Raw genomic sequence first — 23,127 nt, forward strand, 5'->3', positions numbered from 1 at the left:
ATTCACTACACCAAGGATTCCCCAAAGCCAAGCATCCGACGAATCATCATATTTTTACTTTTCAATTCTTCCGGCAGATGAAACCCAATGGTGCTTTACAATTGTACCGGTTGACCTTGCTTAAGCGACTGATATCCTGCGAGTGCAACGTTTGCTGAGTGCAGACCATCTTCGCCAGAGATCGGAACAGGCTCCCCGCTAAGAATCGCATCTACGAAGTCTTGGATCATGTAGGCGTCCATATTATCGCCCCAGAATTCCCAAGTCCCTTTACCGTTTACCTTACTGTAGAGCTCGTTCTTCTGCGCGAACCCATCCACGGAAATGACGCCCTTCGTGCCGACAATCTCCATCGTCACATCGCCCCAAGTTGGGAACGTGCCATTTCTCGACCAACTCGTATCTAACACCCCGAATACGCCGCTCGCAAATTTCACATGAATCATGCCGGCATCCTCTACCTCGATGTTCTCTTGGAACAGCGGCGCTGCGTACGCATATACTTCCTTCACGGCGCTGCCAATGATCCAATTCATGAGATCCATCACATGTACGGTATGATCCAACAGGGCCCCCCCGCCCGAAAGTTCTGGTTCGACGAACCAGCCGCCAGGGAAGCTGCCTCGATTCGTGCCCTTAATCGCGATAATATCCCCGATTTCTCCTCGCTCAACGGCTTTCTTCGCTTGAATTACAGCAGCCAAATAGCGGCATGGGAAGGCTGTCATCAACTGTACATTGTTATCCCGACAAGCCGCAATCATGTCCTCCATGCTTTCCTTCGTAATCCCGAGCGGCTTTTCGCAGAGGACATGCTTGCCGCGTCTCGCGGCTTCGATCGTGATCTCGGCATGATACACATTCTCCGAACAAATGACGACCGCATCGATATCCGTATCCAGCAGCTGCCGGTAATCTTCGTAATAAGACAATTGATGCGCGCGCACAAGGTTTTCTACCCGGCTTGGCACCGAATCCGCAATTCCTGTTACCTCGACCTCAGGCAGCGCATGCAGCGAATTGAAATATGAGAATGCATGACCATGCGCAAAACTAATCATTCCGATTCTAAGCTTCTTCATGTTTCATTCCTCCTTATCGTTGTACCAATGGAAGATAGATTGCTCGGCCTGTCCTTGCGCTCTCGATCGCGGCCAATGCCAATTCCAAGGCTTTGTAGGCATCTCTAGCGGTGACAATCGACTCCGAACCTGTGCGAATACAATCGATGAAGTGCAGCAGCTCTAGCTCATACGGGCTTTGGAATCCAGGGCTTTCCGGAACCGTCACGAATGCGCTTGTCTCGGAAGCGGATGGCGCTTTATGGATTTGCAGCGAACTGCTCTTCAAACTATTGGCCATCACGATCCCTTCGCTGCCGGCGATTTCGGACTTGGTCTGGAACTGCCCCGGGAAGCCCCAATTCGCTTCCACATTAGCAACGGCTCCGCTCTCGAACTGTAGCGTAACCAAGGCATAATCGAGCAGCTCTTCCCTGCGATTGAGCCCGTACACGGTTTTAACTTCACCCAGCGACCAGCGCAGGAAGTCCAAATCGTGGATCATCAAATCGACCATGACGCCACCGCTCTGTTCAACCTCGTTATACCATGCCTTTGTCGCCCCAGGATGTCCCCCGATTCGACTCGCATGTGCGACGCATGCACGGCCTAATTTCCCCTCATCCAAGGACTGTTTCATGTTGACGTAATCCGGGAAGAACCGAACGACATGCCCGACGAACAGGCGAACGCCGTTCTCTTCACAGCATCGGATCATCTGTTCCGCATCCTCAAGGTTCAAGGCGATCGGCTTCTCGCTGATGACATGCTTGCCCGCCTTGGCTGCGTGCATCGTATATTCCTTATGCAAATAGCTAGGCAGCGCAATACTGATCACATCAAATTCAGCCTTCTCCAGCATTTCCTCAAATGAGCTGTAAGCTACAGCCCCTGTCATACGAGCTGCATCGTCAGCCAGATCCTGTTGTATATCACAAACGCCCGTTAATTCCACATCTTGCATGCCTGCATAAATGCTCGCATGGATACGGCCCAATCCACCGCAACCTAATACCGCTACTTTCATCGCTGCATCCCCTTCACTTGGATATGTACTTCCCTATAGAAAAATGATACATTCAGGGAAGACCCACGTATATGCGGTTAATTAACCGATTTGTATCCATATTTATTCTAGAGGTCGTTCAAAAAGCCATCTTTTGATCACGAAGAATTTCAAGTAGCGTATTCGACATCGAATCTTGCGTTCACCCGTGAAGAGCTAACGCTTACGAAGTATCCTTCCTTTGGAAGGATTTCAGGTACTCATTTAGGTTTTGCCTAAACTCCGTTCCTCCTTCTTCAGGTTCTCACAACCTTCTCGGTGCTGAAAAGTCGACTTTTTGAACACATACTTCTAAGAAAAATAGCGAGGTTGGCACAGTGCAAATTATTCAAGAACCGATCCATTATCAGAACCCGCAATTATGTATGAAAGTATGGGAATTTACGCATACAGGTGATGAGCATGAAGGTCCTGTGCAATGGCATTATCACAAAGAGGTGGAGTTTGTCCTTGTCGTGGAAGGCGTCCATGAGATGCATACGCCGACCCACTCGTATCGGCTGAACCAAGGCGATGTCGTGGTCATCGGTTCCTCACAGCTTCATCGCGGACTTACGCCTGTTGGACAAGATGTTGCGTATATCGTCCTTCACATTGATCTAGAGCCGTACTTTGATCCGGCGATGATGCATTATACGAGACACTTCATGGAAGTGCTGAATCCGCTCGAAGAATTGAATTACATCTTTCGCAAGTTCCCGCATGTACAGCGTGAAGTCGGGGCAATCCTGCATCACATCCATGAGGAAGTCATGCAGAAGAAGAAAGGCTACGAGATTGCGGTCAGCATGCATATTAAGCCCCTGCTTCTGACGCTGCTGCGCAACGATGACCAGGGGCTCTTGCTTGCGCATGAATATGTCGATGCAGACGTGCTGCGTCCGGTGATTGCCTATATTGAAGAACATTTGGCCGAGAAAATCGATATGAGCATAGTCAGTCAAATGGCTGGGATGAGCTATACGTATTTCTCGAAATATTTTAAGAGCAAGGTCGGGATTTCTTTCACCGATTTCGTCAATCGGAAGCGAATTGCCAAGGCGGAGCGAATGCTGGCCATCGGCAACAAGAACGTTACCGACATCGCAGAAGCCGTAGGCATTGAGAACATGGCGCATTTCTATGAATTGTTCAAACGATTCTGCGGCTGTACGCCTAGAGAATATAAACGAAAGATGAGAGGAGTGTAGCTGATCCTATGAAAAAAGACGATGATTCTATCCATTCAGAGTTATCCCTGCAAGAACTTCCCTATAGCCAAGAGAATGAGGAAATCGTGAAGAAAAACTTCTGGACCAAAACGAAGAAATTCGCTGGTAAAATCCCATTCACCAAAGATGCCGTTGCGATGTACTACTGTGCGGTTGACGCCAAAACCCCGTTATGGGCCAAAGGAATCGCCTTCGGCGCGCTGGCATATTTCATTTCACCGGTGGACGCAATTCCAGATGCCCTGATTGGACTTGGATTTACCGATGATGCCGCCGTGATTGTAGCAGGAATCAAGGCCATTTCCGGCCAGATTACGGACGAGCACCGGGAACAAGCGGATAATTTCTTACATGGAGATGACAAAAAGGCGCAGCCGTAAGCTGCGCCTTTCTTTGCTGAACTTCTTAAATAATTCCGTCTGCTCTTGAATGCCTTTCTCCGCTGCAAACCATTAATGGTTAATGGAATCGTGATTTCCTGCCTGCCGATTTGTTCCAAATATGCAAAGTAGGAAGTTAAATCATACAACTCCTTCAGATCGATTCGTTCAGGGAGGGAATATCCCCCATAGGTCGGTAATTGAAGGACAAGGCAGTTCGCCCCCTCGTCGTACAAATAAACAGCAGCTGCTGTGGCGCCTGTCCCTTTGCCAGCCCTCTCGACGATGCTCTCCACAAACCAGGTCTGAAATTGTTCTTCATCCACGCAGGATAATAATTGACACGTCTCTTTCCCTTGCAATACGTCAAATGAAGTCATCGACTGTTGGAAAATCCGCGGTGTACAAGCATCCACTGCGATCGGAAAACAAGTTTCAAAACGAGCGGCAGTTCCCTTTTGGGCCTTCATCTTAAGCTGCAATCCATCCATGGTCATAATAGCCATGTAATCACATGCTAATTTGGAATGAAACGAATCGATTAAATAGTGCAGCGTCTCACCTAGCGTATCGAACTGAATCATCTGCCGCGCAGTCTTTCGAAGATGGATGTCCAGTCTGCTCATCAGCATTTTATGTTTTCGCTTCGTGTTCATGTTAGCCCGCCCCTTTCTAATAAAAAAATCGCCGTCTACTTATCGAAACAAGTAAATGGCGATTCCTTTGTTGCTGCATGAGGCTCAGGCGCGCGCCGATGCAATGTTTAATCTGCTTAATACTTCCTTTGCGGCGCGATTTCCTGTCTCAACTCCACCATTTAAAAACTGTTGGAATTCAAGTGAGGTATACTCGCCAGCAAAGAAACAATGACCCTCAGGTTCACCAAAAATACCTCTGTACTTCGTGTACTGCCCTACTTTGTAACAGGAGTAGGATCCTTTCGTCCACCGATACCCTGGCCAATAATCCAGCGTCGCTTTTCCATTCCATTTCTTGCTTATGCCAGGTAGATCGGGTTCAATAGATTTGAGGAATTTTTGCGCATACGAATTGGCATTGCCCGAACCAAAACTATTGCCCATATCACCTCCTGTGAAATCAACCAAAATACCGGATTTCCCCGCTTGCCCTCTCGTCGTATCCCAGGTATCCTGATAGGCGTTCGATACGAACGCACCGCTGCTGCCGAGCGATTCCCAGTGGCGATCTTCAAACTGCAGCGCTAGCTTAGAGCACGTAGCAACACCCAACTCGGCAATTGCTTTTTGCTTCAAGCTTCTGAAGCCTGAACGGCTTAAATCAACATCTCGCAATGTCGAGACAGGTAATGCGAGAATGACATAATCCGCCTCTACACAGCTTAATTTTCCGGAAAAATAAAGCGAATACGTTCCATTGCTATTTTTTCTCAAGCTCTCGAGCGGCGATGACAGCGAAATCTGTCCATTCAGCTTATCCGCCAAGAGTTTAGGAACCTGATCATTGCCGCCACGAATATGATATCGCTCTTCACCTCCGGTTCCAAACGGAGAGAATTCCTCTCGATCCGACGTGCTCATCGCGTAGATCATAGACAGAGAGCTTAGCGTAGAACTTTCAAGACCAGCGCTGGCCGTGTAAGCTAAATCTACCGTTCTTGATAACATTGAATTCATGCCACCCGGGACATACGTTTGCAACCAATTGACAATGGACATCTGATCTAATTGCTTACCGCGTGCCGTATAGCTATTGTATAACGTCACATCGCCCGCAGCCCTTCGGTCCCTTTGAAGAGGCTCCCAGACGCCCAAAAACATTTTGGACAATTCCTCCATGGAAACAAGAGCCCCATCCATAACAATGCGGAAATCGCCATTTTCATAGGCATATAAATCGTCCACTTGTAGATTGAGTTCCTGAATTAGATTTAAAATATCCGTATGGTCCGTATTGATTAATTCTCCGCCGTGCTCATAGATTTGGCCCTCATTGAAGGCATTCCTTCCCGTATAGCAGCGACCCCCTACGCGTGAAGATGCTTCATATACTTGCGCGTTGATTCCCGCTTGTTGTAAACGATAGGCAGCAGTTAATCCAGCAAGTCCGGCACCGACGATCGCAACACGTGGAGCTGTCGCTGCATTCACGATTTTCGTACCCAGGTTGAACGCGACTGGAGGAACCGCCAATGCGGCTGATGCGAGCATCGCTTTCTGTAGAAATTCTCTGCGAGAAATTTTCTGTTGCACGCGTTCCTCTATGACTTGTTCTACAGGGACATCTCGTTTGGATGCCTCCCCGGCAATGCTAGCTGCTGTTTGTAATTGGCGCATCAAAGGAGTTTTTGACATTGTTTTCACGCTCCGTTTGAATAAGTTTTTTTCAACATCTATTCAAATTTCATCATGACATGTTTTAAACGCGTATACTCTTCTAGCGCATAGACGGATAAATCCGATCCATACCCTGACATCTTATGTCCGCCGTGCGGCATTTCACTCACAAGGCTCAGATGCGCATTCGTCCAAACCTCGCCGAACTCAAGTTCTCTGCTTGCACGCATAGCACGATCCAAATTTTTGGTCCAGACGGAGGATGCCAATCCGTACTTGCAATCATTCGCCATTTGGATGGCTTCATCATCGGTTTTGAACGGGGTAACGGTAATGACGGGACCAAACACTTCTTCCTGAATGATCTCGTCGGATTGCTGTGCTCCAGCGATCACCGTAGGCTGGTAGAAAAACCCGGCCCGATCTAATCGCTTGCCTCCCGTCAAGATCGTACAGCCCGAATTAACAGCCCGCTGTACCATTTCATCGATTTTATGAAGATGCGCCTCGGAAATAACGGGGCCTACCAGTGTATCCGGCAGCATTGGGTCGCCGACGGCTGTACCTTCAACAAAGGATATTAATTTGTGAATAAATTCTTCGTAGATGGATTCTTGAATGTAGATTCTTGTCGCTGCCGTACAGTCTTGGCCACTGTTATAAAACCCGCCTGCCATAGCCCAAAAAGCAGCATCCTCCAACTTGGCATCGTCGAATACGATGAACGGCGCCTTCCCGCCCAGCTCCAGATGCAATTTTTTCATCGAGTCAGCCGCTTCCCTGGCAATTGATTTACCTGCCCGCACACTTCCCGTAAGCGCCGCCATTTTAACCTCGGGATGACGTACCAACTCTGCTCCAGCCACTGTACCTTGACCCGTAACGATATTCAGTACGCCTGGTGGCAAAATCCCAACACTCAATTCCGCAAGCTTCAAAGCCGTTAATGGTGTAAGCTCGGATGGCTTAAGGACAACCGTATTGCCGGCTGCGATCGCGGGACCGATTTTCCAAACGGCCATTGCTAGCGGAAAATTCCATGGGGCGATTGAACCGATAACACCGAGCGGCTCTCGGCGCAGCATACTGTTATGCTGTGCCATATACTCGCCTGCAACAGGCCCTTGCAGCATACGTGCAGCACTTGCGAAAAATCTTATATTATCAACGATGAACTCGATCAGATGTGTCGAGAATTGAATTGGCAGTCCAACATTTTGCGTTTCCAAGACAGCCAATTCTTCTGCATGCGCCTCGATTCGGTCAGCAAGCTTTAATAGAGCCGTACTTCTCTCGCCCGGTGTCGTATGTCTCCACGTCTTGAATGCGACACCTGCCGCCTGAACGGCTGCATCGATATCTTCTGGCGTGCAAGCAGGAGCTTGTGCAATCACTTCTCCGGTTGCAGGGCTCAGGATGGAATCATATTGATCACTGCGACTGTCTACAAAAATCCCATTAATAAAAATTTGCTTTTTTAGCATCATATACGGCTCTCCTCTTCATCCTTTGCTATTCTAACAACCATTGTTCAAAGCGCACTTGCACTTTATCGAAATTTGCAATCCAGTAAGAATCATCCGCCGCAATTTGTTGTTTTTGCAGTTCAGGTGTGACCCCAAGACGTTTTTTATCTGCATCGGACAATTTATCAATCGCCTTTTGATTCGCAGGCGCATAATCGGCGTTTTTACCATAATCCACTTGGACATCCAGCGAAGTTGCAAATGCGATAAATTTCATCGCAAGGTCTTTATTTTTCGTTCCTTTCGGAATCACCCACCCCAAGTAGGAGCGGAATGCATTCTCATAGGTGAATTCTATCGGCGTTCCCTTCCTCTTCTGATCCGTTAGCGCGCCGTCATAGCCCGTAGCGATAGCTGCTGTTCCATTCGTTAACAGCTCCGGTACTTGCGCTCCACTCGTCCACCAGGTCTTGAAATCGCTCTTGATTTCATCTAACTTCTTGAACGCACGATCTACATCAAGCGGATACAATTTGTCTAGGGTTACACCATCAGCAAGGAGCGCCATTTCAATCGTTGGAGCCGGAAATTTATAAGCGGAGCGTCCGCCTGGAAATTTCTTTAAGTCCCAAAAATCCGCCCATGTCTTCGGCGCATGTGCAGCGTCAATTTTTTCGGAATTCCAGCTCAAGACGGTAGCAAAAGAATCAGAAGCAATGAAATTAGCAGTCGCCGTCTGATCGTTATAACCTTCTTTACTGATCAAGTTGTAGTCTAAAGGTTCGAACAAACCTTGTTGACCTGCTAATTTCCCGTAGAAGGAATCCACGTTCACAACATCCCACGTGACATTCCCGCTATCGACCATCGCCTGCAGTTTTCCATAATCCGGAGGGGTTTCAATGACTATTTTCACATTATATTTCTTCTCAAAAGCGTCATAGACTGCGGCTTGCCGATAACCTACCGAGTTTGCATCCCAGTCGACAATCGTTAACTTCTGCGGGTTTTCTTGACTGGATCCGCCTTCCTCATTTTTGCCGCATGCGATGAGTGAAGCAGTTAAGGCAAAGACAGCAACCATAACCGACAATTTTTTCAACATTGTAACTCCCCCTGATTTCTATGAATTATCATTACTCCTGTCTAACATTCCGTTTCGCAGCATTCGAACCGATCCAGCCCTGGATTAAGAACAAAGCCACGGTCATGATAATCAAAACAGTCGATACAACAGCGATACTCGGATCGATACTCGTACGCAAGCTTTCCCAATACTTGATTGGCAGTGTTTTGGTGTTGGCTCCAGACATGAACAGGGAAATGATAGGTTCATCAAAAACAAGCGAAAATGCGAACAACGCCCCTGAGAATAGTCCTGTTTTCATTAAAGGAACGGTAATCTTGAAAAAAGCACCGATTGGCGTGGAACCCAGTCCCATGGCAGCCAATTCTAAATTGCGATCTACCCCCTTCAAGCTGGCGATGACTAACGTGAACACAATCGGAATCGCGATAACCGAGTTGGATAGAACCATTCCTGTATACGTATCCGCGAGCTTAAATGGCGAGAAGAAATGATAGAGTCCTATCGCGACGACAACCGTGGGAACGACCATCGGCGACAGCATTAACGGAAGGAAAATGTTTTTACCCCAAAAATTCAATCGAGTAAAGGCGACCGCTGCCATCGTACCTACAACAAGGGACACAATCGCTGTTATAGCCCCAATGAACAAGCTGCGTGAAAACACTTGAATCCATACGGGATCCTGTAAGACCTTTTCGTACCAAACGAGTGAATAGCCGGGCGGAGGAATTTGAAAATACGCCACAGATGTAAACGATAACGGGATAATGAGAATAATGGGGAGCAGAAACACGAATAGAATGAAAATAACCAAAAGCCTTAATCCCATATGTTATATCACCCCTTTCAAAGAAGGGTGCTTCCTGAAAATTAGAAATGGGACAGCAATCAAAAGTATCGTTGCACCTAAGAGAATGATAGACAACGCCGCTGCCAGGTGCCAATTCAACGTGACGTTGATAAAGTTCGCAATTAGATTTGAAATCATTTTATCTTTCGGGCCGCCTAAGAGCACGCCGGTAATAAAAAAACCGAGACTGAATACGAAACAGATGAGCACTCCTGCGATCACGCCAGGCATGGATAGCGGAAACACAACATCACGGAAGGCTTTCCAAGGCCTTGCCCCCATACCTTCAGCCGCTTGGAGCAAGCGACTATCAATTCCTTTCATGACGGAATAGATACACAGCACCATGTATGGAAATAAATAATGAACCATACCAACGATGTTGCCGGTCGAAGTATAGAGCAATTGAAGCGGTTGATCGATCAAACCGAGCCCCATCAGCACTTTATTGATAACCCCTTCATTCTGCAGCATGACCATCCACGTAAACGTACGTATAAGCACGCTGATCCAGAAAGGGATCATGATCAGAGACATCGTTATATTTCTCCATTTGTCCGACTGCATCTTATAGAGCAGATAGGCAACCGGATATCCGAGCAATAAAGCCGCTAAAGTCGCAATAAAGGATATTTTGAACGTATTGATGATGACCTTTAAATAAACCGGTGTATTAAATACTTGTACGAGATACTCGAATGTATAATTTACTCCGTCGTGCACGCCTAATTTCATGATTTTGATGATCGGGATAAAGGTCAACAGCAGCATATATAAGGCTGGTATGATAAACAGCAGCCAATGCATGCCAGGGATCGTCGATAACCTTCGATTCTTTCTTTTCAAGGGTACAGCCGTTATTTGCATTTGCGCGTTATTCATATGCAGAGCTCACCTTACTCCCCTCATTTTCTAAGAAACCGCATCGTTCTTTGCTTCATCGTCAGGTATCAGAGATGCATCAGCGGTATTCCAACCAACTTCGAGTTGATCACCCACAGCCATTTCTTTGGTGGCTGCATAAGGAAGCTTGATGCTTATTCGTTCATTCGTGTCTGTCATTGCCTCAACCCGGAAAGAATCTCCGATATACGTTTTTCCCATCACTTTCACATGGTATTTATGCGTATATGCAGATCCTTCATGAACGACATGAATATTCTCAGGACGGATGGCAATCAATACCGCCGAATTCTCCTTGAGGGTTTGCTCGGCTTTCATCCGAACAACTTGCCCGTTCAACAGCTTGACGATCGACAGGCCTGATTCCGAGTGGATAATTTCACCATGAAACCAGTTGATTTCGCCGATAAATGAAGACACGAATTTACTCTGCGGACAATTGTATAACCTTTCAGGTGTATCCATTTGTTCAACTCTCCCATGATTCATGACGCAAATGCGATCCGACATCGTTAGCGCCTCTTCTTGATCATGCGTGACATTGACCGTGGTGATCCCCAATTTTTCTTGAATATGCTTGATTTCAAACTGCATCTGCTGACGTAAATTTTTATCAAGCGCACCTAACGGCTCATCCAGCAATAATAGAGGCGGATTGAAAACAATCGCCCGGGCGAGCGCGACCCGCTGCTGCTGACCGCCGCTCAGTTGACTTGGAAATCTTGAATCAAAGCCTTCAAGCCGCACCATTTGCAGCGCTTTGTATACCTGTTCTTTGATTTCCTGTTTCGGAACTTTTCGCAGCTGGAGCGGATAAGCAATATTATCAAAGATCGTCATATGCGGAAATAATGCATAGTTTTGGAATACCATCCCGATATTGCGGTCATAGGCTTTCTTTTTGGTGATTTCCTGACCGTCCAGCAATATCGCTCCGTTATTTAACGATTCAAAGCCTGCGATTAATTTGAGCAGCGTCGTTTTGCCAGATCCGCTCGGCCCCAGGATGGTAACGAACTCGCCTTTGTTGATGGATAAATGCACGTTATCCACGGCCTTAAAGTTTTTGTAGTTTTTTTGTGCGCTTATGATCTCCAAATGGGCTGTCATAGGAAGTTCTCTCCAATCCTTTATGTCAACTTTTCGAAAATGATTTTACCATCCACGATGGTGAGTTCTACCTTTGCATCCTTGATTCGTTCTGCTGGCACTTGGAACAAATCGCAATCAACGACGATGAGATCGGCTAACATTCCTTCTTCCAACGTCCCGAGTTCATCTTCTCTAAAAATGCCGTATGCCGCTGTGGTTGTATACGCTTTCAATGCCTCGGTGAGCGTGATCGCTTCTCCCCCATTAAACAGCTCACCTTCGCCTGTAATCCTGGTTGTTGCACGGTAAATTTCCAGGAACGGATTCAGCGATACGACGGGGTAATCGGTATTCAATACCACTTTCGCTCCGGCATCGAGCAGCGATCTGATCGCGAACGTATGCTGCTCCCGCTCGCCAATACAGGAGAAGTAGTGCTTCTTGTTGATCAGCTCCATATGCTCCGGCTGCATGGATGCAATCACACCCAGCTCCTTAAAGCGCGGAATATCTTCGGGGTGTACAACCTCGATATGCTCGATCGTATGTCTGGCATCTCGACTTCCGTTGCTCTGCTGCGCTTCTTCGAATAAATCCAGCGCATAACGCACAGCACCGTCTCCGACCGCGTGGAACCGAATACGAAAGCCTTCTTGGTCCGCTGCGAGCACATACTCCCTCATTTTCTCGGGAACCTGTGGGCCGCAATATTCGGGAATGTCCGTGTATGGCTCAACAAGATTTGCTGTATGTGTGGTGACGACGCCGTCCAGAAATTCTTTCAAGCCGGAAAAACGAAGCATGCCCGATTGATACTTGTCACGGTAATGTCTAGCTCTCTCCAAATCTGCTTCAAGACCAATTAAAAAGTGGATTCTCGAAGTCAATTTCCCTTGCTGCTCAAACTCTTCATAAAGTTCAATCTCATTGATTTCCAAATCCGTTACTTTAAAAATGTCCGTCAGCGAGGTAATACCTAGCTCAGCCGCTTGATTGAGAAATCTTCTAAACACGGGTCTTTTTCTATTCTCGGTTAGATTCATCGCATGTTTAGCAGCCAGACTGGCTGCCGCTTCATAGAGAATTCCTGTAGGCTCATCGAACTCGTCTTTCATAATCTCTCCATGCGGAGGATTCGGCGTGTTCTTGTCAATGCCCAGGATCTCTAGTGCCTTCGAATTCACCCACACCGTATGACCGGAGGCATGGAATAAGAAGACCGGGCGGTCCGGAATGACGGCATCCAGTGAAGCGCGATGCGGCAGCTTAGGGTCATCCCACTTCGTGTGGTACCACATATAACCTTGAACCCAAAAATCATCAGGTCTTGTTTTGGCAAATTCCGACACTAAGGCGACGACTTCATGTTCAGAACGTGCACCGAGCAGATTAACATGGTCTTCCATCAGACATCCAGGAACGACATGAAGATGCAGATCATTAAAGCCTGGCATAACAAGTTTATCTTGGTAACGGTACACTTGGGTATGGGGTCCAATGCGTTCTTTCAATTCGTCTTCATTACCTACCGCCACAATCTTATTGCCTTGAATCGCGATTGATGCAGGCTTTGGCGAATGATCAACACCTGTAAATACGGCATTGCTTGTGATCAAGATGTCTGCATGTTCAACATGTTTCAGAGATGACATATCTTACCTCCTCGTATAGCTACTGTTAGAGAATGATGATCTATTGTTTTTTTGTTTCACTAATTGTGATATAAAGTTCTACGTTTTTATTTTTCAGATAGGATATATACGTTTCAGGATCGACGCACAGCTCCGGCGGCTTGACGCCTTTCTCCGTAATTTCACCCTTCAAGAGCATTTGGGCCACGATGGAGGCCGGAATCGCCGTTGCGTATTGCGTAGGACTGACGCCCCATTCCTCCTGATATCTGGTCAGCAACTCTAATCTTACGGTTGTCTGGTTTCCGTTTTTCTTACCCTTAATTTCAACAAGCAGCGAATCTGTTCCCCACACCGGCTTCTCTTTCCTCGCAAGCACTTTGGTCAGCAGCGCTACAATCTGGCGGCGTGGCACAGTCCCGTCTTCCAATTCATTCGTGTCAACAAGTCCGAGCTCTTCCAGCATTTTGATTTTCTCAATCGTCGCCGGATCCCATGTATCTTTGTATGTAATTTCTCTTACTTCCGGAAAGCTGGTCGGCAATGTGGCGAGCTCAGAATGAATAATGGAATACGTTTTTTGAATGCCTAATGCATCATGAAAATGTGTGAACTCTTCATCCGCTAAAGGCGGAATTTCGACCAGTACGCCATCTTTTACGGCCATAGCATTTTTAACTGCTTCATCAATGATCGTATCCGCGGCAAACGCAAAGGTTGTTCCTGACGAACTCGAACCGTAACGGATATGAATTTCTTCCGCTGTATCCAGTAGGTTAACGCCATAACGACAAAATACATTCGAAGTGCCTGGATCTGAGCCCATCCCTGTGATCGATAGGATGTTCGCTTCCTTCATTTGTGCATCCAATTTTAATTGTTCATTCGTATATTTGAAAAGTCCGCCCAAATCGAGCACGCTCACGCCAACCGATGAAGCCGCTTTCATTGCATCCAAATTAAAAACATAATTCGTAGCATTCACACACACTTTTCCTTGACGCAATACGTCTTTCGCCGCTTCCAAATCTCTAATGTTAAGTGTTGCGGTCGTAATCTCTTTACCAACCCACGCAGCCAATTCGTCCAGTCTCGCTTGATCCAAATCACAAGCGATGACATCGACGCCGGTTGCGACCAAATCTTTGACGATAACTTTACCAATTGTGCCTGTCGCTCCTAGTACAACAACTTTACTCAATTGAAGCCCCCCTTTTACATGCATACGATTAGTGAATATTCTAAACGCAGTTCAATTTTTCCTGTTTGATATGAAAAATTTAATAGATTACGAGTTCAAAGTGTGTGTTTCCTATTATAGTTTGATCGTGATTAGCTTCATCTCTGTCATCTCTTCTACAGCATATTGGACGCCTTCACGTCCGAATCCGCTTTCTTTCACGCCGCCATAAGGCATGTTATCGACTCGAAACGTCGGAAAATCATTAATCATAACGCCTCCGACTTCAAGCTTCTCCGCTGCATGCATCGCTGAATGGATGTCATGGGTATAAATACCGGCCTGAAGCCCAAAGCGGGAATGGTTCACCTCGTTAATCGCTTGTTCCAGTGTGGAAAACGAAGAAACGATGACAATTGGGCCGAATACCTCCTCGCAGGATACGGGCTCATCCGCAGCCACATTCGTCAAAATTGTCGGCGGAAAGATCCGTGAATTTAACGCTGTCCCACCAGTAACGACATGAGCACCTCTCATCACGGCGCTGTCAACCCATTCTTGCATACGCGTTACTTCTTTTTCATGAATCATTGCGGACATATCTGTACTCTCGTTCAATGGGTCGCCGATAACCAACTTCTCTACCTTCGCCTTATATTGATTGAGAAAACACTCATACGTACTCTCGTGCACCAAAATTCGTTGGATGGAAATGCAGACCTGCCCGCTAAAAGAAAAGGCTCCGAGCACACAGCGATCAATCAGTTCATCGGTAATTTCGACGGTATGGTCAATGATCAAAGCCGAATTGGAGCCAAGCTCCAACGTTACACGCTTTAGACCAGCTTTGTTCTTCATCGCAATACCAACGGCCGGACTGCCTGTGAATGTAACAGCTTTAATTCTTGGATCGCGCACCAGCTTTTCCCCGACAACTGCTCCCGGCCCCGGTATAATATTCAAGGCGCCGTCAGGAAGGCCCGCTTCTTGGAATACTTCAGCCAGTACCAGCGAAGAAAGTGGCGTTTGACCTGCCGGTTTCAATACGATTGTATTACCGGCAGCAATCGCAGGGCCGACTTTATGCGCGACTAAGTTAAACGGGAAATTAAACGGGGTAATCGCAGCTACGACACCAAGCGGCTTGCGAAGTGTGAAAGCTATCCTCCCTTCTCCACCTGGTGCTGCATCCAGCGGGACGGTTTCACCATGAATACGACTGGCTTCCATCGCTGCGAACCGGTAAGTCTGTATCGTACGGGCAATTTCTCCCCTTGCTGTTTTTATCGGTTTGGCCGCTTCTAAGGCAAGTAGACGAGCAAGCTCTTCTTTTCGCGTTTCCAATATATCAGCCGCTTTGCTCAGAATTGTCGTACGTTGATACGCTGATAGACTGGCCATCTTATCGGCAGCGGCCACTGCGGCTTGAATGGCCTCCTCCGTATCCGCATCATTCGCATGGCCTACATCAGCTATTCTTTCTCCAGAGAAAGGGGCATAAAGCGCATTGTATTTAGCCGCTTCTTTCCATTGACCATTAATGAATAAATTACGTTTCACGAGCATCCCCTACTTTCTCAACAGCGCATACTGCCGAAGCATGACTTCTCTAATCAATTCAAGTCCTTCTGCAAGTTCCTCATCTGTCATGACAAGCGGCGTCAGGAAGCGGATCACATTTCCATGCACTCCTGCGCTTAACAAGATAACCCCAGCCTCGTAGCAGCCCTTTTGTACCTCAGCAACATACGCTTTAGCTGGCTCATTGTTATCCGGATGAATGAATTCAACGGCGCACATCGCGCCTAGTCCGCGTACATCGGCAATCAGTGGTATGGATTGTTGCAAATCCATAATACAAGCGCGAATCGTATCTCCGATCGAACGCGATCTTTCAACAAGATCCTCACGTTCGATTTTCTCGATCACGGCCAAAGCCGCCGCACAACCAAGCGGACTGCCGCCATAGGTGCCGCCGATTTCCCCTGGTGACGGTGCATCCATTATTTCTGCTCGGCCCGTTACCGCGCTGATCGGCAATCCTGCGGCAATGGATTTGGACATCGTTATCAAATCAGGCTCAATGTCAAAGTGCGTACTGGCAAACATGTGACCCGTTCGTCCGAAGCCGGTTTGGATTTCATCCGCGATAAACAAAATATTGTTGCGTTGACAGATGTCGTACACACCTTTCACAAATTCCTTCGGCGGTACGATAAATCCGCCTTCACCTTGCACCGGCTCCATAATCACGGCAGCCAATTCTTCCGGCGAAACCTCCGTATAGAGGAAATCTTCGAACTGTTTAACACAGTACAACGCGTACTCTTTTTCCGACATCCCTTCGGGACGGGCTGTTGGATTTGGGTATGGGGCTTTGTAGGTCGCAGGGGCAAACGGCCCCATTTGGAATTTATAAGGCTTCACCTTGCTTGTAAGCGACATCCCCATCAGCGTTCGTCCATGAAATGCCCTTGTAAACGAGACGATACCCGGCTTCCCGGTATATTTCCGTGCAATTTTCACGGCGTTCTCTACCGCTTCAGCTCCGCTGTTCAAGAAGATGGTTTTTTTCTGAAAGCTGCCTGGCGTTATTTGTGCTAGCTTCTCGGCGAGGGCAAGATAGGGTTCATACATAGCCACATGAAAGCATGTGTGAAGATATTGCTCAGCCTGCTTCTGTACAGCGTCTACAACCTCCGGCGGGCAATGGCCTACATTCATTGTTCCGATCGCCCCGGCAAAATCCAAGAATACATTGCCATCCACGTCATATATCAATGACCCTTCGGCCTTTTGTACAAAAATAGGAGTATTGTTGCCAACGCCTCTTGGCACGAGAGCTTGCCTCTTATCTAGTAATTCCTGCGTCCGGCTCCCCGGAAACGGTGAAACAACAGAACTAATTTTCCTCGTTAATTCCATCTTTCTATACCCCTTTTCTCCTTATATAAAGCGCTTTCTTCACATTTTAATCCTATAACTGGAAGAATACTATTGCGCATAGGGATAAGTTTTAATATATTTATTATCAATTAGGGATAAATAATAAAGGATTGGAGTGAGCGAATGATCAAGCTAGTCCAGGCATTAAAGCTGCCTTCGCTCCAACAGGCCACAGTCGTAGCCGGAGCGGAAGGTCTTGACCGCATGATTCGATGGGTACCTATCGTTGATTTGCCCAATCCGTTACCTTGGGTGAACGCAGGGGATTTTCTACTGACAACAGGTTACGGATGGCCTCAAGACGAAGAGAAGCTGTGTGACCTTATTATCCAATTATCTAAGAGAGGCCTCAGCGGGTTAGGACTTGCCGTACCCCAATATATTGATAAAATACCCCGAGCTGCATGCGCAGTGGCCAACGAGCTGCATTTCCCGCTCCTAGAAATCCCATGGGAAATTCAATTCAATACCATTACGGAAGAAATCCTCAGTTCGATTCTGACCTATCAATATAAGCTTCAGGAACAATCTGGATTCATTCATCAGGAACTTATGCGCATTGCTTTTGAAGCGAAGGATCTTCAGGAAATTGCTCATACTTTAGGCCAACTGATTGAAAGAACGATCATCATTCAGCATCCGGAAGGCCATCTTATGGCCGTACATACGTTACAAGAAGATGGTAATACAGCAGAGAACACCGAACAACTACTTCATGAGATTTCCACATTTTCCAAAGAACAAGCACAGCATTTGTCTCTCCGTTCCGGTTCACAACCCATAAGAATTCAAGACACACCCAACTCGAATCTATATTCTCGTTACGTGTGCCCTATCTCGATCAAAAAGGAACTAGTCGGTCTCTTGTGGATCGTCGAAGGGCAACAGCCACTTCGAGAAGAAGACTTACGCGCTGCACAATCCGCATCCATCGTCATGGCGCTGCATATTTCTCAACAGCGGGCACTTGCATCTCTCGAGGCCCAGCTAGGATATTCGTTCCTTGATTCATTATTTGAAGGTGAATTCAATACAACCCCCCAGATCTTACGACGAGCAGAACTGTTAGGCTTCGAACCGGAAGGCGTATACTCCGTTGGCACACTGGTTATGGATGCCCCTGTCCCTCTGTCTCATGAAGGCATCGTTAAGCGTGAGCGGTTAGCTGACAAGCTCAAACAGAAAATGCAAGAGCTAAAAATACCGGCAGTCCTCTCTCTGACGCAGAACCAAATCATTTTTTTACTTCCAACTCGTGTTCAATCCGAGCAGATCTGGAAGTCGATGAAAGACTCGAATCTATCTTTTGCCGTGAGTCTGCCTCATCGAGGGTTTAGGAACGTACGTCAGGGGTATAGGGAAGTGAGTTCAATCCTTCCACATATCCAATTCGGGCAACATCACCGTTATCAAGACTTGCTGGTTCCAAGGGTATTAATGGGGGATCAAGATGCACGTTCATCCTTTCTTAGCAAACTGTTTGATCCGATTCACAGAAGCAAAAACGGCGACGTGCTGATCCGTACTCTATTAACTTTCGCCCGATTAGGATTTCAGCTCAAAAAAACGGCTGACGAATTAAAAATCCATCCTAAAACGTTGCGTTATCGATTAGATCGGGCCATATCATTAGGAGATCTTGATCTTAATGAAGCGGAAACACAGTTCAATCTTCAATTAGCCGTTCGACTCAACACGTTGGAGAATCAATAGCCAAAAAAAAGAAGCTGGAACGGTACGCTCGCAGCTCCTGAATCCTATTAACGTTCATTGTTTGAATACCATCTTTCGAAGTCCGTAAACGCTAAGCAACAATAAAGGGAATAGCACATTGAAAGTGCCATCGAAAAATGGCCAGTACCATGTAATCACATTATGATAGAAAGTGGTGTTTGGCGCTAAAACGATAGTAAACACCATGAGCAGCATTGCAGAAGGCAAGGCCAACACCTTATACTCCTTGAGATTCAATAGTTGACTCAATCCTAGAATGAAGCTATAAAAGAAAATCGTAATCTTAAAAAAGATCGTGACGAACCACATGAGAGCCAGAATCGCTTCAATCCTTTCCAGAAACTTACCAATATTAATTTTTTTGGCCAACGCATAACTTGGATACGTATTATTCGCCGTTCCATCTACCCCCAACACGAGAATCGTTAGCAGAATTAAAAGAATCAAAAATATACTGCCCAGAAAAGTTCCGGACATAAAGCTTTTCAATATATGCTTGGGCTGGTTGACATAAGGTATAATCATAAGGAATGCAACGAGTTGCACGGAAGAATACGTCGATGATGCCATGGCACCCTTAAGGATCGGTTTCATTCCCTCCGCAAGAACGGGTTGAATGTTCTCTGGATGTATTTGGGGCAATAGAAACAGGATGAACAGGATAACGAACAGGATGAATCCCGGGAAAAACATCTCCCCTGCTCGAGCGATCACTTCGAGTCCACGCCTTATACCCATCACGACAACAAACAAAAACATGATGTAGATCGCTTGATTCGGCGTCTCCGGCATGCTCTGTGTGGCCATAAAATCACCGATTTCTCTAATATTTGCTGCCGCACAAGTTAGAAAATAGACCAAGAACAACAGCGACAACAGTGTTCCCAAGGTTGTGCCCAGTATTTTCTTATTGTATTCCACCAAGGTCATCCCAGGGTTGAGTCTCGCTACGGCCGTAAATAAAAAAATGACGAGCAGCCCGAATCCTTCACCCACGATGGCTGCGATCCATGCATCTTCTTTGGCCTGTGAGGCCATGACCGACGGCAACACCAAGATCGCATCGCCGACCGTAAATAGTGTGACCAAGATGGCAAATTGTCGTAAGGATATCTTTCCGTTCTCCAGCATGTTTTCCTCCTTCTACTTCAAGAGACCATAAATGAGGGTGCTGATCGGCTTGTATATTGCAATCATTAAGTAGAGCGGACTTGGGATATTCCAGTGAAGCTCCAATGCAATACTTAGTCCGGTTCCCGCTGCTAGCAGAGTGAAGAATACCCATAACTCTTTATGCATTTTTCTTTGTAATAGCCGGGGGACTTCGATGAGAATAATAACTATCGCTATGGCAAGAATTCCTGCGACCGCCCACATGATCGTTCTACTCCTTTATTCTTTCCAAGAATGAGTTGCCTACCGTACCTATCTGTCGAATCGAAGTATCAGCCTTCACATTCACATCTAAGTTCGTGAAATACTGATCCCAGTCCTGTTTCATTTTTTTCCATGCTTTGGGATTAGAGCGTCGAATCACTTCTCCGAACCCAAAAATATCAACTTTATATTTTTGCTGCACGGTATGTACAGCCTCATGAATCAGTTTCTTCATCGTTTCTTCCCCTAAACTCTCCAATTGGGAAATGGTTTTTGTCTTCGTTAAATCAATCTGGCATCCGACTTCATCAACATTGACTTCACTACGGAGGTTAATATCAATACGGGGTTTCCCTTGAATGATCCTGCCTTTTACTTTGGTTTTGGTACGAATGATCTCTAATGTTGCTTTGCCTCCACTTGGACAGGGAATCACAGCTGCGGTACTTTTTACCTTATCACGAATATAGTTATACCCTTTACTTTCCTTCTCATTTAGCCATCCGATCAGCTTGTCTTTTCTAAAGACAGCTAAAGTCGTATATTGCAAGCGTACTGGGGTATCGACCTTCTGCACACTATTGTTGGCGCTGCCCTCTTCCGGGTTCCCATGAACGGTGATTCCGGCCAATACGGGGTTCTTGCCTTCACTCGTTAAATCAGCTATCAATTCATCTAATGTGACAGACAGCGTCGGTGCCCATGCTTTCTGCGATGTTTCGAGAGCAGTAAAAAGCATATTCGCTGGGATGTCATCCAGTGCCGTCAAGACCTTTAGTATGTCTTCGGCCTTTGACTCCTTAGACACGGCAATGTAAAAATCAGATCGTGCTTCATTGTCTCTCGCCAGGAAATCCAATGATTTAGCGATTCCTTCTCTGGCCAAAGCTTCACCAAGAACAAGAATACGAAGGTGAGAAATATATATTTTTCTGGGACTTTCCGTTGTCATCTTGCGGATTGCTTCAAACACGCTATCTCCAACACCACTATACAGGATAACTGGGGACGCGCCTCGGCTTTTTTTCGCCGCAATTTCAGCCGGAACAACAACCTGCACGGAAACCTTAAATTGTTCACCCTGTTTATCAATGCCCATTCCCACTGCAATCGCTAGATCATTCAGTTCCCTCCGGTTCCAACAACCCGTTACAATGAATTGGATGCAGAAAAGCACGATCATAAGCCGCTTTCGTACCATTGTATACTCCTTTCATCAGCCGCTTGCTAAATTCGGGGTTTAGGGGCAGGGGATGGTTGATTACGAGTTACGTCCTTCTGGCTAATAAGGCGCGGGCGGGTTTTCATTCTCCGACGGGGCAGTCTAAAAATCGTATCCTTCTGATCTTCCAGAATGAATGGTGCCAGAGAACTTGTATAAGGTACGCCGAAAGAGCGTAAGCTGCACAAGTGTAGCACCAGCGCAATAAATCCAATAATCATCCCGAATAAACCGAAAGAAGCTGCCAGAATCAGAATAGGAAACCGAATTAATCGGACAGAAATCGACATATTGGGCGCAGGAAAAATGAAACTGGAAATCGCTGTGATAGATATGACAATAACCATGGCTGCCGATGCGATGCCTGCCTCTACGGCTGCCGTTCCAATGACGAGTGTACCTAGAATGGATACCGCTTGACCAACAGCTCGTGGCATTCTTATGCTAGCTTCCCGTAATATTTCAAGTGCTGTCTCCATCATCAGCGCCTCAATAATCGCTGGAAAGGGAACACCTTCGCGTTGAGCCGCCAAATTAATTAATAAAGCAGTCGGTAACATCTCTTGGTGAAACGTGGTAATCGCAATATACAAGGACGTCCCGACAAGCGAAATAAAGAAGCTGAAGAAACGAAGCGCTCGCAGCAAGCTGCTGACATCCGCACGTTGATAATAATCTTCAGCCGCCTGGAAGAATTGAATGAATGTGGTAGGAGCCGTAAGAACGAATGGTGTTCCATCCACCAGAATTGCTACCCGTCCCTCCAGCAAATCAGCTGCAACGACATCCGGCCGTTCCGTATTATATATCGTAGGGAACGGTGTAAACGTCTCATCTTGTATTAATTCCTCGATATAACCGCTTTCCAGTATGCCATCAATATCAATCCGATCCAGTCTCTTACGTACTTCTTCCACGGTGTTGTCATTCGCAATCCCATGAATATACATGATCGATACATCGGTTTTGGTAACTCGTCCTATCGTTCTCGTCTCCAGCCAAAGATTACGATCTTTTATCTTACGTCGAATCAAGGCCGTATTTGTCCGAATCGATTCCGTAAAGCTCTCGCGCGGACCACGAACGATCGTCTCTGTCGCTGGCTCTGTAACACTTCGTTGATTCCATAGCCTTACCCCGATGGAAAACCCTTTGCAATGCCCTTCAAATAACAGGATGGCGTCTCCGGATAATAAGGAAGTGTATAACATTTCATAGTTGAGGACTTCTGTCACTCCACCAAAGGTGAGGGCGCGTTCTTTTAGGACATTTAATACATCTTGGCCGAAGGAGATCATTTGATCCAATTCGGTGTTTTTCATATCCATTAACAATGATTCCATGACGTAATCGGCAAGCGCTTGCGTTCCGGTTAACCCGTCCGTGTAGAAAATAGCTGCTTTGAGATTGCCAATTTTCCCAATCCGTATTTCTCTGAGGATGATGTCATTACTATTTCCTAGCGCTTGTTTCACCTTATCAATATTTTGTTGCAGATTGGCTGAAATAGGTTCCTCGGCATCCGATTTCGATACCGTGTTATGGGAGTCTTCTTGTGTATCTCCGTTAGTCTTATTGTTATGTTCCATTAACAATCCCTCGA

The 23,127-nt window shown here is 46.6% G+C and carries 19 protein-coding genes; 3 read left to right on the plus strand and 16 right to left on the minus strand.

Annotated features, from left to right (window positions below; all coding sequences use genetic code 11):
* Positions 1-95: 95 nt before the first annotated feature.
* Both C558_RS0113795 and C558_RS0113800 read right to left on the minus strand, forming a co-directional pair.
* Complete coding sequence (locus C558_RS0113795; RefSeq protein WP_018756869.1) at positions 96-1,082, minus strand: Gfo/Idh/MocA family protein; 987 nt, start codon at positions 1,080-1,082, stop codon at positions 96-98.
* Positions 1,083-1,095: 13 nt separating this feature from the next.
* Entirely contained in the window at positions 1,096-2,088 is a 993-nt protein-coding gene (locus C558_RS0113800; protein ID WP_018756870.1) for a Gfo/Idh/MocA family protein, read from the minus strand.
* 356 nt (positions 2,089-2,444) lie between these two features.
* On the opposite strand from C558_RS0113800, the gene C558_RS0113805 reads away from it, so the two are divergent.
* Together C558_RS0113805 and C558_RS34690 are read left to right on the plus strand one after the other, a co-directional pair.
* The gene (locus C558_RS0113805) at positions 2,445-3,317 is read left to right on the plus strand and encodes a helix-turn-helix domain-containing protein (protein WP_018756871.1); all 873 of its coding nucleotides are present in this window, start codon (positions 2,445-2,447) and stop codon (positions 3,315-3,317) included.
* A gap of 158 nt (positions 3,318-3,475) precedes the next feature.
* The gene (locus C558_RS34690; RefSeq protein ID WP_245583801.1) at positions 3,476-3,718 is read left to right on the plus strand and encodes a YkvA family protein; all 243 of its coding nucleotides are present in this window, start codon (positions 3,476-3,478) and stop codon (positions 3,716-3,718) included.
* A 740-nt stretch (positions 3,719-4,458) separates the two neighbouring features.
* Here the strand turns inward: C558_RS34690 and C558_RS0113815 are convergent.
* From C558_RS0113815 to gabT, 10 genes are all read right to left on the minus strand, one after another.
* On the minus strand, positions 4,459-6,033 hold the full coding sequence (locus C558_RS0113815) for a flavin monoamine oxidase family protein (protein WP_245583793.1): 1,575 nt from the start codon (positions 6,031-6,033) through the stop codon (positions 4,459-4,461).
* A gap of 56 nt (positions 6,034-6,089) precedes the next feature.
* Positions 6,090-7,520 carry a gamma-aminobutyraldehyde dehydrogenase gene (locus C558_RS0113820; protein ID WP_018756874.1) on the minus strand — a complete coding sequence of 477 codons (1,431 nt, stop codon included), beginning with the start codon at positions 7,518-7,520 and terminating at the stop codon, positions 6,090-6,092.
* Positions 7,521-7,545: 25 nt separating this feature from the next.
* The gene (locus C558_RS0113825) at positions 7,546-8,604 is read right to left on the minus strand and encodes an ABC transporter substrate-binding protein (RefSeq protein ID WP_018756875.1); all 1,059 of its coding nucleotides are present in this window, start codon (positions 8,602-8,604) and stop codon (positions 7,546-7,548) included.
* A 31-nt stretch (positions 8,605-8,635) separates the two neighbouring features.
* Complete coding sequence (locus C558_RS0113830; RefSeq protein WP_018756876.1) at positions 8,636-9,418, minus strand: ABC transporter permease; 783 nt, start codon at positions 9,416-9,418, stop codon at positions 8,636-8,638.
* Between the two features lie 3 nt (positions 9,419-9,421).
* The gene (locus tag C558_RS0113835; RefSeq protein WP_018756877.1) at positions 9,422-10,321 is read right to left on the minus strand and encodes an ABC transporter permease; all 900 of its coding nucleotides are present in this window, start codon (positions 10,319-10,321) and stop codon (positions 9,422-9,424) included.
* Positions 10,322-10,351: 30 nt separating this feature from the next.
* On the minus strand, positions 10,352-11,452 hold the full coding sequence (locus tag C558_RS0113840; RefSeq protein WP_018756878.1) for an ABC transporter ATP-binding protein: 1,101 nt from the start codon (positions 11,450-11,452) through the stop codon (positions 10,352-10,354).
* 20 nt (positions 11,453-11,472) lie between these two features.
* On the minus strand, positions 11,473-13,086 hold the full coding sequence (locus C558_RS0113845; protein ID WP_018756879.1) for an amidohydrolase: 1,614 nt from the start codon (positions 13,084-13,086) through the stop codon (positions 11,473-11,475).
* A 40-nt stretch (positions 13,087-13,126) separates the two neighbouring features.
* A complete protein-coding gene (locus tag C558_RS0113850; RefSeq protein WP_018756880.1) occupies positions 13,127-14,266 on the minus strand; it encodes a saccharopine dehydrogenase family protein in 1,140 nt (379 codons plus the stop codon).
* 114 nt (positions 14,267-14,380) lie between these two features.
* On the minus strand, positions 14,381-15,805 hold the full coding sequence (locus C558_RS0113855) for an aldehyde dehydrogenase family protein (RefSeq protein ID WP_026263911.1): 1,425 nt from the start codon (positions 15,803-15,805) through the stop codon (positions 14,381-14,383).
* Between the two features lie 9 nt (positions 15,806-15,814).
* The gene (gene gabT / locus C558_RS0113860; RefSeq protein WP_018756882.1) at positions 15,815-17,170 is read right to left on the minus strand and encodes a 4-aminobutyrate--2-oxoglutarate transaminase; all 1,356 of its coding nucleotides are present in this window, start codon (positions 17,168-17,170) and stop codon (positions 15,815-15,817) included.
* Positions 17,171-17,314: 144 nt separating this feature from the next.
* On the opposite strand from gabT, the gene C558_RS0113865 reads away from it, so the two are divergent.
* Complete coding sequence (locus tag C558_RS0113865) at positions 17,315-18,904, plus strand: PucR family transcriptional regulator (protein WP_018756883.1); 1,590 nt, start codon at positions 17,315-17,317, stop codon at positions 18,902-18,904.
* A 54-nt stretch (positions 18,905-18,958) separates the two neighbouring features.
* On the opposite strand, the gene C558_RS0113870 is transcribed toward C558_RS0113865, so the two are convergent.
* Genes C558_RS0113870 through C558_RS0113885 form a run of 4 tightly spaced genes read right to left on the minus strand, consistent with a single transcriptional unit; the run spans position 18,959 to position 23,113 of the window.
* Positions 18,959-20,056, minus strand: a complete 1,098-nt coding sequence (locus tag C558_RS0113870) for a GerAB/ArcD/ProY family transporter (RefSeq protein WP_018756884.1) — start codon at positions 20,054-20,056, stop codon at positions 18,959-18,961.
* Positions 20,057-20,068: 12 nt separating this feature from the next.
* Positions 20,069-20,302 carry a hypothetical protein gene (locus C558_RS0113875; RefSeq protein ID WP_018756885.1) on the minus strand — a complete coding sequence of 78 codons (234 nt, stop codon included), beginning with the start codon at positions 20,300-20,302 and terminating at the stop codon, positions 20,069-20,071.
* A 7-nt stretch (positions 20,303-20,309) separates the two neighbouring features.
* On the minus strand, positions 20,310-21,503 hold the full coding sequence (locus C558_RS0113880; RefSeq protein WP_018756886.1) for a Ger(x)C family spore germination protein: 1,194 nt from the start codon (positions 21,501-21,503) through the stop codon (positions 20,310-20,312).
* Between the two features lie 26 nt (positions 21,504-21,529).
* Positions 21,530-23,113 (minus strand): spore germination protein, encoded by a 1,584-nt coding sequence (locus C558_RS0113885; protein WP_018756887.1) that lies wholly within the window; start codon positions 23,111-23,113, stop codon positions 21,530-21,532.
* Between the last annotated feature and the right edge of the window lie 14 nt (positions 23,114-23,127).

The sequence above is a fragment of the Paenibacillus terrigena DSM 21567 genome, assembly GCF_000374845.1.
GTDB lineage: Bacteria > Bacillota > Bacilli > Paenibacillales > Paenibacillaceae > Paenibacillus_K > Paenibacillus_K terrigena.